The following is a 14,729-nucleotide window of genomic DNA, read 5'->3' as shown; positions in this document are numbered from 1 at the left end:
AAAAGATAGGTTAGAATATGAATACAGGAGGAAAAAATTATGAAAGAAAAAATTCTTAACTGGATGTATGCTTTAACTACATTCCAATTAGTTATCTATTTATTAGGGTTCTACAACTTTGCGGCTAAAATTACCAACCATGCACCACTTTTCTCCAGTGATTTGGACACCCTCTCTGGGATTTTCTACTGGTCTTTACTCAGTATGGTGTCGGTTGTCGGGATTGTGCTTGCAAGTTACCTTGTCTTTAAGCACTTTTTCAAAAACAATGTGGGTTTAGTCCTCAGCATCATCGCATTTGCTTCACCACTGATTTTCATGCTTTTCTTAATCATTCCCGCAACATTTTGTCTTTTAGCCATTATCTTCTTAAAAATTAGCGTCAGCGATGAGGGTGAAGCTCATTATGAAAACTAATAACAAAACTGAAAAAGTTTCCTTCAAACAAGCTTTTATTGATTACTGGAAAGGTTACGTCGATTTCCAAGGTCGAACAACACGAGCAGGTTACTGGTGGATGCAATTAACTTTTTTCTTATCGGGTTTGGTTTTTATCGTAATTATTTTCAGTCAAGTAGCTATAAGCGATTCAATAAATGACGATTACGAAACTGATATAGCAATAATGGTTTTTCTCGCAGTTATACTTTTAACTTGGCTAGTTTTATTTTTACCCTCTTTGGCACTAACAATTCGGCGCTACCGCGATGTTGGCTACGGGGGCGTGGTTTCTTGGTATTTTTAGGCGCACAAATTATTCTAAATATTTCAATTTTTGTCGAAATTGTCAATGTTTTCGATAATTTCGACACCGATTTTAACTCACCCCTATACTCGGTCGGCATTTTGGGCATAGCATTGATTAACCATCTCATCAGTATTGCCCTCTTAATCTTAACTTTACTTCCAAGTAATCAACTCACCATCAGTCCTGAGAGTAACGGTTTTATGAAGTTCTTCTTACGTACTAAGGAAAGTGAACTTGATAACAAAGTAATTAACACTGATTCTTTGGTAATCACCACTCCAAGCAACGCACAAATAACTATGTCTGAAGAAAATTCTTCAAGTACAACTGATAGTGATAGCTAAATAACTAAAAATAGCATAATAAAACCGCTAGAAACCATCAACAGCACTTATTACATGATGATTTCTAGCGGTTTTACATTGAGGAAAGGCTTTTAATTTAGATAGTAATTATCCCCACGCAAAGACCAATTAAAGCAATCAAAGCCAAACAAGATATTATCGCCATCCAACCTTTTTCCAATTTGGTTAAAGAACGATTTTCTTGCCGACAAACCTGGTCAAAGAAATAAAAACCAGGTATAAAAGCAATGGTAATCAACCATAACTCTTGGAGACCAGCCAGTAAAATGGCCGTTAATTGAAAAATACTGGCCCCAACTCCAATCACCGTTTGGCCCCACTCGCGATTTTGCCATGAGTACTTCACCTGGTATAACGTAACCAAAAGATAACATAGCATATAAGCTGACGTACACAAGGTGTAAGCAAAGGTGTAAGCCTGACTGGTAAATAACATAGATAAGACAAATACTGTCTGCATAATCCCTGCAATTACCAAAGAAAAGGTTGGCGCTGCGTAATTATTAAGTTTACCCCAATATTGAGGTAACAAGCGATTTTGTGTCATTAACGTGGCCACTTCTGCAGGTAATAAGGTCCAAGATAACCACGCTCCACCAACCGAAATGATCAAGCCTAAATTGATAAGATTAGCCCCCCATTTACCAACAACAGCTTGCAACACGTCCGCTAAGGCAGGCTGCCCTCCTTGAGCTAGCTGTGCTTGACTAAGTACTCCGTAAGGCAAGATTGAAACTAACATGTAAATTACCAACAATGCCAACAGGCCAAGGTAAGTAGCCTGATAAGCGTCATTCCGGCGTTTAGCTCGATTAGCTAAAACAGTGGCTCCTTCCACCCCAACAAAAAGCCACATCATAACCATAATACTCCCACGTACCTGATCAAATAGACTACCTTCTTGAGTTTTTAGATTCGTAGTCACCTTTAGCCAAAAATTTTGGTGAAACATCTCCAATTTGAAAGCCAAAACCATTGCTACCACAAAGACGAATAACGGAATTAACTTACAAATCATGACCACTGTATTAATCAGAGAGGCACTTTCTACCCCTCGGTTAACTAATACAGTTAGTAACCAAATGCAAACTATCGCTCCCAGAACCGAAGCAACATTTTGACCATTACCGAAAAGTGGAAAAAATTTTCCTAAAGCACTCATCATCATGGTGGCCAAAGCAATATTACCAATTCCAGCAGCTAACCAATAGCTCCAACCACTGATAAAACCTGCTAAACGTCCAAAACCAGCTTGGGCAAAAACAAAAAGTCCGGCATTCAAATCATCCCGCTTTCGCGATAAATTTAACAATGACATCACAAAAAAGAAAACACCTAAACCGACAATCCCCCAAGCAATCAGAGCTGGACCTCCACTAGCGACACGCGCCAAATCACTGGTAATTCCAAAGGCTCCAGCACCAATCGAAGAAGAAATAATTAGAGCAATCAAGCCCAATTTACTAATGCCCTTTTCTTGATTATTATTCATTTTCTAAACTTCCTAAATCTAAATTACTTGATACAAATAGTAATTTTACGGGAGATAGCTATAAAATACAAGAATATTTATTCAAATCTAAGCAAAAAAGAATCCTCTTGCCAGGATTCTCATTACCATATTATTTACTTACCTTTAGGTTTAAATTCACCTTCAATAATCGTTTCGTCTTCTTCACGATTGTCATCGTAACCTGCCTTATCAGGCATAACCATGGCAGCAACTACATAAAGTAAAATTCCTAAAAAAACATTCCCTGGAAAAATTATTAGTACCGCCCCCACTAAACGAGTTAAGGTTTTTTCCCAGCCAAAGTACTCGGCAATCCCACCAAATACCCCGGAAACAATGCGATCATTAGACTTCATCAATTTCTTTTTAGCCATAGTTTTTTCCTCCTTAATTTTAATTGACATGAATATCGCCTGAATCAGCAACTAATTCAAGTCGATTAGCTGCTTGAACATTTTGGACTTGTTTACTTGAACTAGGTTTTCCAAATAAGAAAACATCACCATCTATACTGCGCGCTTGATAACCATCGGCTTTAGTCTGGCGACTGGTTAAATCTCCATCTATACTGTGTATTCGGTAGACACCAGTTACGTGTAAATTATCTGCCATTACATCACCATCACTCGTGGTTAAGTGACCAGCAGTGACTTTTACCCGACTCAACGTCGCATCACCATCATTCAACTTGACATCCATATTTTTCAAATCACAATCCTTAACTAACATGTCACCATCACTTATATTAATTTTACTGTCAGCTAATTTTGTCTGATACAAATCTAAATCACTATCAAGTACTTCCAAGTCTACTTGGTTTAAATTAGAATTATGAATATCTAAATTCCCCACTGTAGTCCTAATTTTTCCTTGTTCAAAATTAACTTTATCTAACTCGACAGAGCCACTACGTAAAGCAACTTTTCGGCTACTAATTTCTTGAATACTTAATTTTTCGCTGTAACCAATGTAACCAATCTTTAAACTATCCAATTTTACATTTTTGGGAACCGTCACAGTTACTTGTTTATCATCTATATCATGTGCGTAATCACTCGTAATTCCATGATTAATGTCTACTAGCCAATGACTAAAGAGGTCTTTTTTATTTTGATTAATCTGCAATGTACCATTGTCGACTTGGTGAGTAAGATCTCCCTTAGCAAAGCCATAACTTTCTATTTTATACTGATTTCCTTGTTTAATTTGGATCCTAGCATCTACATTTATCTCTAGTTTTTGAAACTCTTTTTGTGTTAAAATACGCTGACCTGATTTTTGATTATTTTCTCGCACCTTTACTTTGTAATTAGTTACTTCTACGGGCTTATTTCCCCCTGAAACCAAGCCGTTCACAAGTAAACATGTGCCAATTACTAATAGGCCTAAAGCAGCAACTACTGACTTTTTCATCTTACTTGCCCCCCTTCACTTTCTGAGCTTGTTGTCGCAAATAACGTTTGCGACGGAAACGACGCCAACCTCGACTTAATAAGCTGACTAACCACTTCAAGCCATAACTAGCAAGAATGAAAAATCCTAAACACAAGAAAGCTAGACCTAAGTAAAAAGTTCCTACTGCTGTTTGACTAAACAAAAGACTTACACCAATATAAAAAGTTACTACAACAGCAATTATCAACGCTAATAAAATACCTAAAATAGCGATTGTTACCCCAAAGAAAAGCCCTACTCCCCCACCAATAATACCAACAATTGCCGGTGAACAAACTATAATAGCTAAGACGATTAATGTCCATTTTAATAAACGATGTTTACCAATTTTAGTAGTGATTTCTGAGCGAGTTGAAGTCTTTGAGGGATTATTTACATCATAGTCTGTCATAATTTTTTCAGCTAAAATCTGTGGCTCACCGAAGCGCGCGCTTATTTCTGCTTCATCAGTTAAACCAGCATCAGCAATTAACTCACTATAATATTCAAGTACATCATCACGCTCTTCAGAATTTAAGCTGACTAAACACTTTTCTAACTCCACTAAATAACGTGCTTTTCCCATCATCATTGTACTTGCCCCCCCTTAAACACTTGATCTAAACTTTCTTTAAATTGATCCCACATATCAATAATATCAGCTAAATGCTCTTGACCAGCTGGAGTAATTTGGTAATAACGACGGTTACGTCCCTCGTAAGGCTGATCATATGTGGTTAAAAATTCATTTTTCTTAAGGCGTCGTAAAACGGGATACATCGTAGATTCCGAAACTGAAATAGCTTTTTGCATATCTTGTGTTAGAGCATAGCCATAATAATCTTGGCGGTCTAATAGCGCTAAAACCATCCCATCGAGCAGGTCTGCACTTACTTGAATCTTCATTTTCATTTTACCTCCTTATCATATCTTCAATTATATTATACGACATATAATATAGTTTCTGCAATATTTTTTTATTTAGACTTCGTTTTGCATAAACACTACACTAAAATACCGGGAACGCCAATGGCTCCCGGTATCTTGATAATATTATTCTTTACATGGCGCAATTGTTACGTAACGATGTGGTTCTTTTCCATGAGAATTGGTTTTTACTTCCTGGTTTTTAGCTAAAGCAGCATGAATTATTTTTCTCTCAAAAGCAGGCATCGGATCCAAACTTATAGCTTGATTTCGGTATAAAACCTCATGGGCTGTATTTTGAGCTAGGTAGGTCAAAGTTTCTTGACGATGTTGCCGGTAATCTCCTACATTTAACATGATCCGCAAATGAGTACGGACTTCTTGTTCTAAGTAATCTTGAGCAAGAGCTTGAAGAGCATTTAAAATTTTTCCTCGTTTACCGATTAAAAGTCCCGCTTGATTAGTACGAAAAGTATACTTGGCTTCACTACGACTAACCTCTAAGTCAATTTCAGTCTTAATGCCCATCTTTTGAGTTACTTCAGCGAGGTAATCTCCCACTAATAATAAGGCATCTTGGAGTTGTGCCTCCCTTTGTTTCCGTTTTGAAAGACGAATCTCCTCCATAGTGGGGGGAAGAGTCTCTGAAACATGAAGTTCAGATGTTTCATTTTCTATAGTTGTAGTTATCTCTTCTGTTCGAGTATTATCCCCATTCGATGTGGGCTCAAGTAGATTTAATTCAACTACCGCTTCTTTTTTAAAAAGGCCTAAAAAGCCGCTGCTTTCACTTTGAATTACTTCAACTTTTACTTCTTGTCGTTTAACTTTTAAATCTTCTAATCCACGAGCAATTGCGGCTTGCACATTCTTAGCTGTGTAACGCAATTCATTCACCACCTTAAATTTTTTCTCAGCGTTAAAATTATAACATATTCTATAACCTTTTAGGCTTTCATAAAACCTTTAATTCCCGATTTTTATTTGGTTGGTGGTATAATGAGGCCATACTTACATTTAGAAAGGATGATTTGATGCCAAAATTTCCAGTCAATGAAGCTTTAGAAAAAGATGATCTTTATTTAGCCGTGAATGGGGCTTGGTTAAAAACTGCCCAAATTCCCGCTGATAAGTCATCAACCGGGGGATTTGCCGATTTAGCCGACCAAATTGAAAAAATTTTAATGAACGACTTCGCAGATTTTGACCTAGGAAAGCAAACAACTACCGATCCTTACTTCGCCCAATTCATGAAATATTATCGCTTAGCTAATAACTTTGACAAGCGCGAAGCCGATGGTTTTAAACCTGCCCAAGCTTTTTTAGATAAGGTTCGCAACCTCAAAGATTGGACTGATTACCAGGATAAGTTACCTGATTTAATCCTAAGTGGCTATACCTCGATTATTCCTTTAAGCCTTGACCCTGATATGAAGAATACCCAGAACTATGCCCTCTATGCAGATGTTGCGCCCTTAATTTTACCAGATAAGACTTATTATCAAGCCAATCACGAACAAGCTGAGGCCCTTTTAGAAGTTTATCGCCAGATGGTCACTAAACTTTTAGATTTAGCAGAATATGACGCCCAAGCTGGACAAGACTTACTAAAAAAGGCCCTTGACTTTGACCGGCAATTAGCACCACACCAAAAAGATAGTACCCAAAGAGCTGATTACACGAAAGCTTATAATCCTTATTCTTTAACAGATTTTGCTGAGTTCTCCCAAGTTTTAGATTTTAAAGCCATAATCGAAAAGCTCCTAGGATCTTTACCTAAGAAAGTAATTGTTACTGAACCAGAATATTACCAACATCTCGATGAACTTTTGACGCCGGAAAACTTTGCTAACTTCAAGGCATGGCTTGAAATCAAGAGCTTATTGGCAGTTAGTCCTTATTTAACTGATCAAGCCCGCGTAACCGCAGGCCTTTACTCCCGTGCCCTTTCCGGTTCTAAGGAAGCCATGAACCCCCAAAAAGCTGCTTACTACCTAGCAAGCAATCAATTTGACCAAGTAGTTGGACTTTATTATGCCCATAAGTACTTTGGACCCGAAGCCAAAGCTGACGTTCACCACATGGTTGAAAAAATGATTAGTGTCTACAAAAAACGCCTCTTAGCAAATGACTGGCTCAGCCCTGCTACTAAGCAAAAAGCCGTGGTTAAGCTCAGCACTTTAGGCATTAATGTTGGTTATCCAGAAAAACTCCACCCACTTTATACCAAATTTGTGGTCAACGAAAATCTAAGCCTCTTAGAAAACGATCTTAATTTTACCAAAATCGCCCTTACTGAACACTTCCAACGTTTCGGCAAAGAGGTCGACCGTACACGTTGGGGCATGCCTGCCCATATGGTCAACGCTTACTACAATCCTTCTTTTAATGTGATTGTCTTTCCAGCGGCCATTTTACAAGCACCTTTCTACAGCCTCAAACAATCAAGTTCCGCTAATTATGGTGGCATTGGAGCTGTCATTGCGCACGAAATTTCACATGCCTTTGATAATAACGGAGCACAATTCGATGAATTCGGAAATCTTAACAACTGGTGGACTAAAGAAGACCTCGCCCACTTCCAAGAGTTAGCTCAGGCTATGATTAAACAGTTCGATGGTCTAGAAACCGAAGTCGGCAAGGTTAATGGTAAACTCGTTGTTTCTGAAAATATTGCCGATGCCGGTGGTCTGTCTTGCGCCTTAGAAGCTGCTAAAGGCGAAGATGGGGCTAACCTCAAAGAATTCTTCGAAAACTGGGCTCGTATCTGGGGAATGAAATCTTCTCTTGAAAGACAAAAACTCCTCTTATCTATCGATGTTCACGGACCACATGTCCTCCGAGCTAATATGCAACCCAAAAATTTAGACGATTTCTACACTACCTTTGATGTCCATGAGGGAGATGGTATGTGGCTAGATCCTAAAGACCGGGTTAATATTTGGTAAATGCCATGAGTAATTTAACTTTAATTCGCGACTTTGCTCGCCAAAAATTAGGAGCCGATAAAAGTGGCCATGCTTTCGATCACCTAGAAAGAGTTGCTCGAACTGCTAAATATCTTGCGCAAAAAGAGGGCGCTGATCTCTTCCAAGTCCAAGCTGCTGCCTACCTTCACGATGTCATTGATGAAAAAATTGTTGCTAATTCTAAAGAAGCGCTGATTGAAGTACGTGACTTTCTACGAGGCTTAGACTTAGAAGCCACTATAGTTGATGATTTACTTTATACTATCGACAATATGTCTTTTGCTAAAACATTGACTGACCGAGAAGTTAAGCTCAGTTTATCCGGCCAAATTGTCCAAGATGCTGATTGGCTCGACGCCATTGGAGCAATTGGAATCACTCGTGCTATTTACTATGGAGGACGCCATGGTGAAACCATTTATGACCCCAAGCAACCACCACGAGAAAATCTTTCCTACGAAGATTACCGTAATTTAGCCGACGAAACCATTATTAATCATTTCTATGAAAAGTTGCTTAAAATTAAAGATCAACTTAATACGTCCGCAGCTAAAGATATTGCCACTCACCGGCAAAACGTAATGCTAGACTTCTTAGATGAATTTAAAGCTGAATGGCGAGCCGAACACTAAATAACAAAAAAGCACGATTGATGAAATCGTGCTTTTTGTTTAAAGTTCTTTAATTAAAAGGTCTACCATAATCTCATGGCCTAATTTCGTGGGAGCTACAAACTCGGCCCCCTTAGTAAAACCAATCTTCCTAAAGAAGGATTGGGCTTGGTCCAGACTCTGTGCATTAGCGAGTTGTAGAACTTGATAACCTTCTCGTTTCAAAGTCGAAAACAAAGCAAGCATGAGTTTTTGCCCCCAGCCATGCCCTTGTTGTTTTTTTGCAACCATTAAAAGTCCCAACCACACTTGATTAACTTGCGGATAGTTAAGGACCAAATCCATCACCGCCACTAAATTTCCATCTTGATAAAAACCAAGATAAAACTTTTGCGCCTGCCTAGCGCCCTCCGGCAACAAGGTCATTTCCGCAGCAATTTCCGCAAGCGTCGGCACCTTAGCTTGGAAGGTTTGATGGTAAGTATGGTCTTGGCTTTGTAACTGCCATACCGTTTCGGCAGCTCGAGGAGACAATTGCTTAACTTTTAAACTCGACCCTAAGAAAAATTGTAATCTATCCAATAACATCCTGACCTACTTTCGTTGGCGGAAGTGGTGAACAAAGACCGTCAAGCTAAGGCCCCTAAGACAACTACCCCAAAGAGTGCAGCTGGAATTTCAATATCAATCATTGGAATCGTTAAGAAGAGCTTAATAGCAATTAAAGCAATTAAAATGTAAGCTGTAACTTCTAATTCAGGTACTAAGTCCATTAATTTCATGATAACTTCTGCAATTCCCCGCATCGCTAAAATCCCAATCAAACCACCAATTAAGACAATTACCGGATTTGGTGAGATCGCTAAAGAAGCTAGGACAGAATCGATTGAAAAGACGATGTCCATCATTTCAATCGACACGACAACCGACCAAAAGAGCGGTAAAATTCGCTTTTTTTCTTTCTTTTGCTTCTGTTTATGCGCAGGACGTAACATATGATAAAAGTGGTTAATGGAAAGATACATTAGATATCCCGCTCCCAATACCTTAATTTCCCAGAAATTGATAAGGTAAACACCTACCCCAATTAAAAGGAAACGGAAAATGTAGGCTCCCCAGATACCGTAGAACAAAGATTTTTCTTGTTCCGCTTTGGTAGGTAGTTTTTGTGTTTGGGCTGCTAAAACAATCGCATTATCCACGGATAAGAGACATTCAATTAGCACCAAAGACAAGATAATTAACCAATCTTGACCTGAGGTAATTACAGTGCGCCAATTTTCTACATCAAAAAAAGGGCTATATAAGTTTTGTAAGAGTGACACTAATAAAATTACTTCCTTTCAATCCTGTATGGATTTAATATTTTTATTTACAAAAACTATCACCAGATCGCCAGGCACTTTGCCCAGTCACTTTCAAAAATTAGTTTACCACAAGCAAAATAAAAAAAGCGAGTCATTCAACTCACTTTTACAGATTATTTACAAAGGATTTTAGATGATATTCAACTTCAATTCGTTATCACGTACCATCCCCGCTTTTTTCATTACTTGGAATAATGCTACAGAAATTACCGCTGGAGCAACCACTCCCCATAACATATAGGCAATAAATTGACCACTACCTTGTCCCCAGAAGTAGATTGGAGCAATAAAAGAGTTCATACCTAAACCACCAACAGTATAAGAAGCACGCAGCCCCGAAATAACAGTCGCTAATGGAGCACAAACGATTGCAGCTACCATTGGAGGCAATAATTGCCATGGATTGATAATCAAGTTAGCAAATTGAAGTTTCGGTGTTACAACAAATTGAGCAATATTAGCACCAATAGTATTTTGTCTATATGACATAGCTGTAAAGCCTACGAATTGAGCTGTTGTTCCAATGGCTGCAGCCGCTGCGGAAATTGGATCTAAGGTTAAAGCTACGGCTAAAGCCGCCGAAGATGCCGGGGTCATCAAGAACAACGCCCATACAGCTGAAATACACATTGAACCAAAAATTGTATTCACTTTAATTGACTCGGCAATCCAGGCACTCATTGCAGTCAAGGCCGGCGTCACAACAGCAGCTAAACCAAAGCCTACAAAAGTTCCCACAAAGGTTACAGTCAAAGGTACTAAAACCATATCCAATGGTGTCTTACCAGACATCCACTTTCCTAACAAGGTTGCTACTAAGGCTGCTGCCACCGCTGATACCGGTTGACCAGTTGAAAAAACTGGGTTACCAACGACAAGGGCGTGTGAGGCCCCACCAACCGATTGGATAGCAGTCGCTTTTCCGGCAGCTTCCACAAAAGAAACGGCATTAGCCGCAACAGTTGCAGAAATCATTGATGAAAAAGTAACTAACGTTGTAACTTCTAATTGTGAAGCCACCGCCACCCCTAAAGCAGGTGCTAATAATGCTTGAGCCAAGGTACCAGCTTCATAAAGAGGTTGCCAATTTACAAAGCCCGCAATGGTTTGCATCAATAACCCCATCCCTAAAGTTACTAAAATTGAATTAGCAATAGCTGCAGAAATATTGTAGGCATATTCCTTAACTGTTTTCTTAGCTTCTTTTGTATCAACCATATTTCGACTCATTGTTTGTTCCATCTCATCCATCTCCCTTTTAATTAAAATGAAAAAAATCTAATCAAAAAACCTGGAATTTTAAACTCCAGGCTGGTACTTCTCAATTAGTCGCATGTTTAATTATCAATTTGATTCCCTATTTGACAATCTAACCTGGAGTATTCATATGTTCTAAAGCTAATAAGACTAATAATGACTACAATGTTTAGGTTAATAATTGCTTGTAACATAATGAATACCCCCCTTTCTTAAAAAGATTCTTATTTTTCTTTCATGTTTTTAATCTTAACATCTTTTTTTAATTTTTCAAGTTTTTTTTCAGATTTTTTTATTTTTTCTTGATAACCAAAAAGCAGGTATCAAAAACGACACCTGCTTCTTAAAATATTACATTATTCGGCTTTTGATTTTTTGCGACCAAAACGGCGCTTAAGATTACGACGCAAAACTTGAAAAAAGGAAAGCGAGCTAACAATGTTTTCCGCTCCTACATACTCACGCACTGCACGTAAAGTTCGCTTAGGGTTGCGCGTCGCGAAGCTAAATGTACCATTCTTTTTCGTACGTAGCGCAAAACGCGGAATCCACTTGCCTTTAAATAAGACTTCAGCAATGACACAGTCAACTTCGTCCCAAGGAATTTGGACATAATCTTGTGGGTCACGATCATTATAGAACTCAAAGCCCTTATCACCAATCATAATTTTGCCATACTTACCTAAACCTAGATAAGAGGTCCCAGCAACCACCAAATCGACCTTTGTATTAATTGACTGTACCATTTTCTCTCCTCTTTTCTAAAAAATTACATTAAACCAATAACGTGGAAGACAACCCCAACAACAAAGATACCTAAGATAATGATGATTGGAGAAACTTTCTTCTTTAATAACCACATGCAAAGGAAAGTAAGAAGAAGGGCAGCCAAACCAGGAATCAATTGGTCTAAGTTATCTTGTAAGGTAGTAACTTTAACCTTGTCTAAAGCCATACCACTTGCTTGTTGTGTCAAGGCTTCCTTGATACCCATTGGACTTGAAGCAATTTTATCCCAATCGATGTATGCACCTTTTGAGTAAGTTGTCTTTGAAACAACAGCTGTAAACTTCACTGTTACCCAGCGTTCAATCAGAGAACCTAAAACAAACATCCCCATCATGGAAGCTCCACGAGTAACCATTTGTAAAAGACCACCAGATAAGTCTTCGGTAATCTTTGAACCGGCTTTGTAACCAAATTCTTGTGTGTACCACATAAAGGACCAACGAATAATATTCCATAATACAAAGAACAAAATAGGGCCTAAAATGGAACCACCCAAGGCAAGTGAAGCACCTAAAGCACCTAACATAGGACGAATCGTAAACCAGAAGACTGGGTCACCAACCCCGGCTAGAGGTCCCATCATACCAACTTTAACCCCAGAAATGGCAACATCATCAACTGGTGCACCATTAGCTCTTTCTTCTTCAAGGGCCAAAGTAACCCCTAAGATAGGCGAAGCCACATATGGGTGAGTGTTAAAGAATTCCAAGTGACGAGTTAAGGCAGCCGCCCGGTCTTCTTTAGTTTTGTATAATTTCTTGATGGCTGGAATCATTGCGTAACACCATCCACCGTTTTGCATACGTTCATAGTTCCATGACCCTTGAATAAAGGTTGAACGCCATGCAACTGCTAAACGATCCTTTTTAGATAAAGTAACTTTGTTATCAGTCATGATTAATTCCTCCCTTTATTTTAGTAGTCATCCAAAATGTCACCCAGTGGATCACCAGTATTTGAGCTGGAACCACCTTTACCGTTACCTGAACCACCTTTACCTTCAAGGGTTAAGTACATTAAAGTAATAGCAACGGCAATTGCACCAATAGCAATCAAGGTTAATTCTGATAAAGCGGCAATCGCAAAACCAATAATGAAGAATGGCCAAACTTCACGGTTAGCCATCATGTTAATAACCATGGCGTAACCAACGGCCACAACCATACCCCCACCAATGGTCATACCATCTGTTAACCAAGCTGGCATTGATTGGAGGAAGGCACGTACGGCTGATGATGGAATAAAGAGCAAGGCAGCTGCAGGAATGGCAATTCGCAAACCTTGTAAGCAAATAGAGATAATTTGCCATAATTCAATTTTCCGGTAGTCACCTTTTTCAGCGGCTGCATCCATAATGTGTACAATAGGAACTTCAATTGTCCGCACTAACATTGTTAAGAATAAACCTGCAACAGCCAAAGGAATCGCAATAGCAATGGCAGAACCAACACCCTTAGTACCTTGACCACCTAAAACTAAAATAATAGCAGATGCAACTGAAGCTAAAGCAGCATCAGGAGAAACAGCGGCCCCGATGTTAGCCCAACCCATGGCGATCATTTGTAATGAACCACCTAAAACAATCCCGGCAGTTAAATTACCGGTTACAAGTCCAATTAACGTACAAGCTACTAATGGTTGGTGGAATTGGAATTCATCCAAGATACCTTCCATCCCAGCTAGAAACGCTACGAGGACAACTAAAATCATTGAAATAACAGACATGATTTATCTCCTTTCTTACATTCCCAGTTCTTGACGCGCTTTGTTAACAATATTGTCCATATTGTCTTTGCTATCTGACGGCACCTTACGTACATCGAAAGTTACCCCTAAACTCTTAAGCTTGTCGAAAGTTTCAACGTCTTCTTTACCTAAGGAAAGTACCTTATTAACAGCGACCTTCCCCTTAGAGTGGGCCATCGAACCAACATTCAATTCCTTAATGTCTACGCCACCTTCAATAGCACGTAAAGCATCTTCTGGAGTTTCAAACAAGACTAAAGCCTTTGTCCCACCGAAACGTGGGTCTTTAGCGACTTGAATCATCTTATCAATTGGTACTACGTGAGCTTTAACTCCTGGAGGAGCAGCTTCAATAATCATGCTCTTACGTAAAGCATCTTTTGAAACGTTATCTGAAACAACAATAATCCGGTCTGGGTTAACCGCTTTTGTCCAACCAGTCGCAACCTGACCGTGTAAAAGACGCGTATCGATTCGTGCTAAACCAATTTTAATCTTACCATCTCCGATAACTGTCCCTTCTGGAATCTCACCAGTTGGTTGGTTAGCTTGAGTCTCGGCTTTAGGAGCTCCTTAGGTTGTAAGTCCTCTGGCTTCACCTTCACTCCATCTTTAGCAGTTTCAATAATATGTTCCGCAATTTCTTGAGCGGATTCCATTGAGAAACGTGAAGCATAGGCTTCGATTACCATTGGTAAATTCATACCGGCAACAATGGCCCATTTATCTTTGTGGGCTTCAAAAAGGTTGTTGGCTTGGTTGAAAGGTGTCCCTCCCCATAAGTCAACTAAGAATAACACTTGGTCATCAGAGTCAAAACCTTTGATGGCTTCTTCCATCTTGGCTCTCACATCATCTGGACCTTCATTGGGCTTTAAAACCACAGCGGCAACATTTTCTTGTTGACCGAAAATCATTTCACCTGATTGGTAAATACCTTCGGCAAAACCACCATGGCTCGCAAGGATAATTCCTACCATGAGTCTTCCTCCTTTATAAATCT

The 14,729-nt window shown here is 39.1% G+C and carries 17 protein-coding genes and 1 pseudogene; 5 read left to right on the top strand and 13 right to left on the bottom strand.

What is annotated here, in order from left to right; all coding sequences use genetic code 11:
- Nucleotides 1-39 precede the first annotated feature (39 nt).
- Genes JCM10991_RS01985 through JCM10991_RS01975 form a run of 3 tightly spaced genes read left to right on the top strand, consistent with a single transcriptional unit; the run spans nucleotide 40 to nucleotide 1,092 of the window.
- The gene (locus JCM10991_RS01985) at nucleotides 40-417 is read left to right on the top strand and encodes a hypothetical protein (protein WP_025020410.1); all 378 of its coding nucleotides are present in this window, start codon (nucleotides 40-42) and stop codon (nucleotides 415-417) included.
- Entirely contained in the window at nucleotides 407-745 is a 339-nt protein-coding gene (locus JCM10991_RS01980) for a DUF805 domain-containing protein (RefSeq protein ID WP_025020409.1), read from the top strand. Before JCM10991_RS01985 ends, JCM10991_RS01980 begins: the two co-directional genes overlap by 11 nt.
- Nucleotides 733-1,092, top strand: a complete 360-nt coding sequence (locus JCM10991_RS01975; RefSeq protein WP_025020408.1) for a hypothetical protein — start codon at nucleotides 733-735, stop codon at nucleotides 1,090-1,092. The genes JCM10991_RS01980 and JCM10991_RS01975 overlap by 13 nt, the downstream gene beginning before the upstream one ends.
- Before the next feature lie 97 nt (nucleotides 1,093-1,189).
- Here the strand turns inward: JCM10991_RS01975 and JCM10991_RS01970 are convergent, their stop codons facing one another.
- From JCM10991_RS01970 to jag, 6 genes are all read right to left on the bottom strand, one after another.
- Nucleotides 1,190-2,605 carry a basic amino acid/polyamine antiporter gene (locus JCM10991_RS01970; protein ID WP_025020407.1) on the bottom strand — a complete coding sequence of 472 codons (1,416 nt, stop codon included), beginning with the start codon at nucleotides 2,603-2,605 and terminating at the stop codon, nucleotides 1,190-1,192.
- A gap of 134 nt (nucleotides 2,606-2,739) precedes the next feature.
- On the bottom strand, nucleotides 2,740-3,000 hold the full coding sequence (locus tag JCM10991_RS01965) for a PspC domain-containing protein (protein WP_025020406.1): 261 nt from the start codon (nucleotides 2,998-3,000) through the stop codon (nucleotides 2,740-2,742).
- Between the two features lie 19 nt (nucleotides 3,001-3,019).
- Nucleotides 3,020-4,039 carry a DUF4097 family beta strand repeat-containing protein gene (locus JCM10991_RS14275; protein ID WP_025020405.1) on the bottom strand — a complete coding sequence of 340 codons (1,020 nt, stop codon included), beginning with the start codon at nucleotides 4,037-4,039 and terminating at the stop codon, nucleotides 3,020-3,022.
- A 1-nt stretch (nucleotide 4,040) separates the two neighbouring features.
- Nucleotides 4,041-4,652 carry a DUF1700 domain-containing protein gene (locus JCM10991_RS01955; RefSeq protein WP_023860363.1) on the bottom strand — a complete coding sequence of 204 codons (612 nt, stop codon included), beginning with the start codon at nucleotides 4,650-4,652 and terminating at the stop codon, nucleotides 4,041-4,043.
- The gene (locus JCM10991_RS01950; RefSeq protein WP_025020404.1) at nucleotides 4,649-4,966 is read right to left on the bottom strand and encodes a PadR family transcriptional regulator; all 318 of its coding nucleotides are present in this window, start codon (nucleotides 4,964-4,966) and stop codon (nucleotides 4,649-4,651) included. The genes JCM10991_RS01955 and JCM10991_RS01950 overlap by 4 nt, the downstream gene beginning before the upstream one ends.
- Nucleotides 4,967-5,113: 147 nt before the next feature.
- Nucleotides 5,114-5,887: an RNA-binding cell elongation regulator Jag/EloR gene (gene jag, locus JCM10991_RS01945; protein WP_081708811.1), complete on the bottom strand. Its 774-nt coding sequence runs from the start codon at nucleotides 5,885-5,887 to the stop codon at nucleotides 5,114-5,116.
- Between the two features lie 134 nt (nucleotides 5,888-6,021).
- On the opposite strand from jag, the gene JCM10991_RS01940 reads away from it, so the two are divergent.
- Both JCM10991_RS01940 and JCM10991_RS01935 read left to right on the top strand, forming a co-directional pair.
- Nucleotides 6,022-7,935: a M13 family metallopeptidase gene (locus tag JCM10991_RS01940; RefSeq protein WP_025020402.1), complete on the top strand. Its 1,914-nt coding sequence runs from the start codon at nucleotides 6,022-6,024 to the stop codon at nucleotides 7,933-7,935.
- Nucleotides 7,936-7,940: 5 nt separating this feature from the next.
- Nucleotides 7,941-8,588 (top strand): HD domain-containing protein, encoded by a 648-nt coding sequence (locus JCM10991_RS01935; RefSeq protein ID WP_035187809.1) that lies wholly within the window; start codon nucleotides 7,941-7,943, stop codon nucleotides 8,586-8,588.
- Nucleotides 8,589-8,627: 39 nt separating this feature from the next.
- Here JCM10991_RS01935 and JCM10991_RS01930 read toward each other — a convergent pair whose 3' ends face one another.
- From JCM10991_RS01930 to JCM10991_RS12175, 7 genes and pseudogenes are all read right to left on the bottom strand, one after another.
- Entirely contained in the window at nucleotides 8,628-9,149 is a 522-nt protein-coding gene (locus tag JCM10991_RS01930) for a GNAT family N-acetyltransferase (RefSeq protein ID WP_162149484.1), read from the bottom strand.
- Between the two features lie 47 nt (nucleotides 9,150-9,196).
- Entirely contained in the window at nucleotides 9,197-9,892 is a 696-nt protein-coding gene (locus tag JCM10991_RS12180) for a DUF475 domain-containing protein (RefSeq protein WP_035187803.1), read from the bottom strand.
- Nucleotides 9,893-10,063: 171 nt separating this feature from the next.
- Nucleotides 10,064-11,185, bottom strand: coding sequence for a PTS sugar transporter subunit IIC (locus tag JCM10991_RS01920; RefSeq protein ID WP_023860356.1), 1,122 nt, complete (start codon nucleotides 11,183-11,185; stop codon nucleotides 10,064-10,066).
- A 362-nt stretch (nucleotides 11,186-11,547) separates the two neighbouring features.
- Nucleotides 11,548-11,937: a DUF956 family protein gene (locus JCM10991_RS01915; protein WP_025020399.1), complete on the bottom strand. Its 390-nt coding sequence runs from the start codon at nucleotides 11,935-11,937 to the stop codon at nucleotides 11,548-11,550.
- Between the two features lie 23 nt (nucleotides 11,938-11,960).
- Nucleotides 11,961-12,875, bottom strand: coding sequence for a PTS system mannose/fructose/sorbose family transporter subunit IID (locus JCM10991_RS01910; protein WP_023860354.1), 915 nt, complete (start codon nucleotides 12,873-12,875; stop codon nucleotides 11,961-11,963).
- A gap of 20 nt (nucleotides 12,876-12,895) precedes the next feature.
- The gene (locus JCM10991_RS01905; protein ID WP_025020398.1) at nucleotides 12,896-13,705 is read right to left on the bottom strand and encodes a PTS mannose/fructose/sorbose transporter subunit IIC; all 810 of its coding nucleotides are present in this window, start codon (nucleotides 13,703-13,705) and stop codon (nucleotides 12,896-12,898) included.
- 15 nt (nucleotides 13,706-13,720) lie between these two features.
- A pseudogene (locus tag JCM10991_RS12175) lies at nucleotides 13,721-14,706 on the bottom strand (PTS sugar transporter subunit IIB).
- Between the last annotated feature and the right edge of the window lie 23 nt (nucleotides 14,707-14,729).

The sequence above is a fragment of the Ligilactobacillus equi DSM 15833 = JCM 10991 genome, from assembly GCF_000615765.1.
GTDB classification, from domain to species: domain Bacteria; phylum Bacillota; class Bacilli; order Lactobacillales; family Lactobacillaceae; genus Ligilactobacillus; species Ligilactobacillus equi.
The sequence above is the reverse complement of the archived record's forward strand: the minus strand, read 5'-3'. Positions and strand labels throughout refer to the sequence as shown.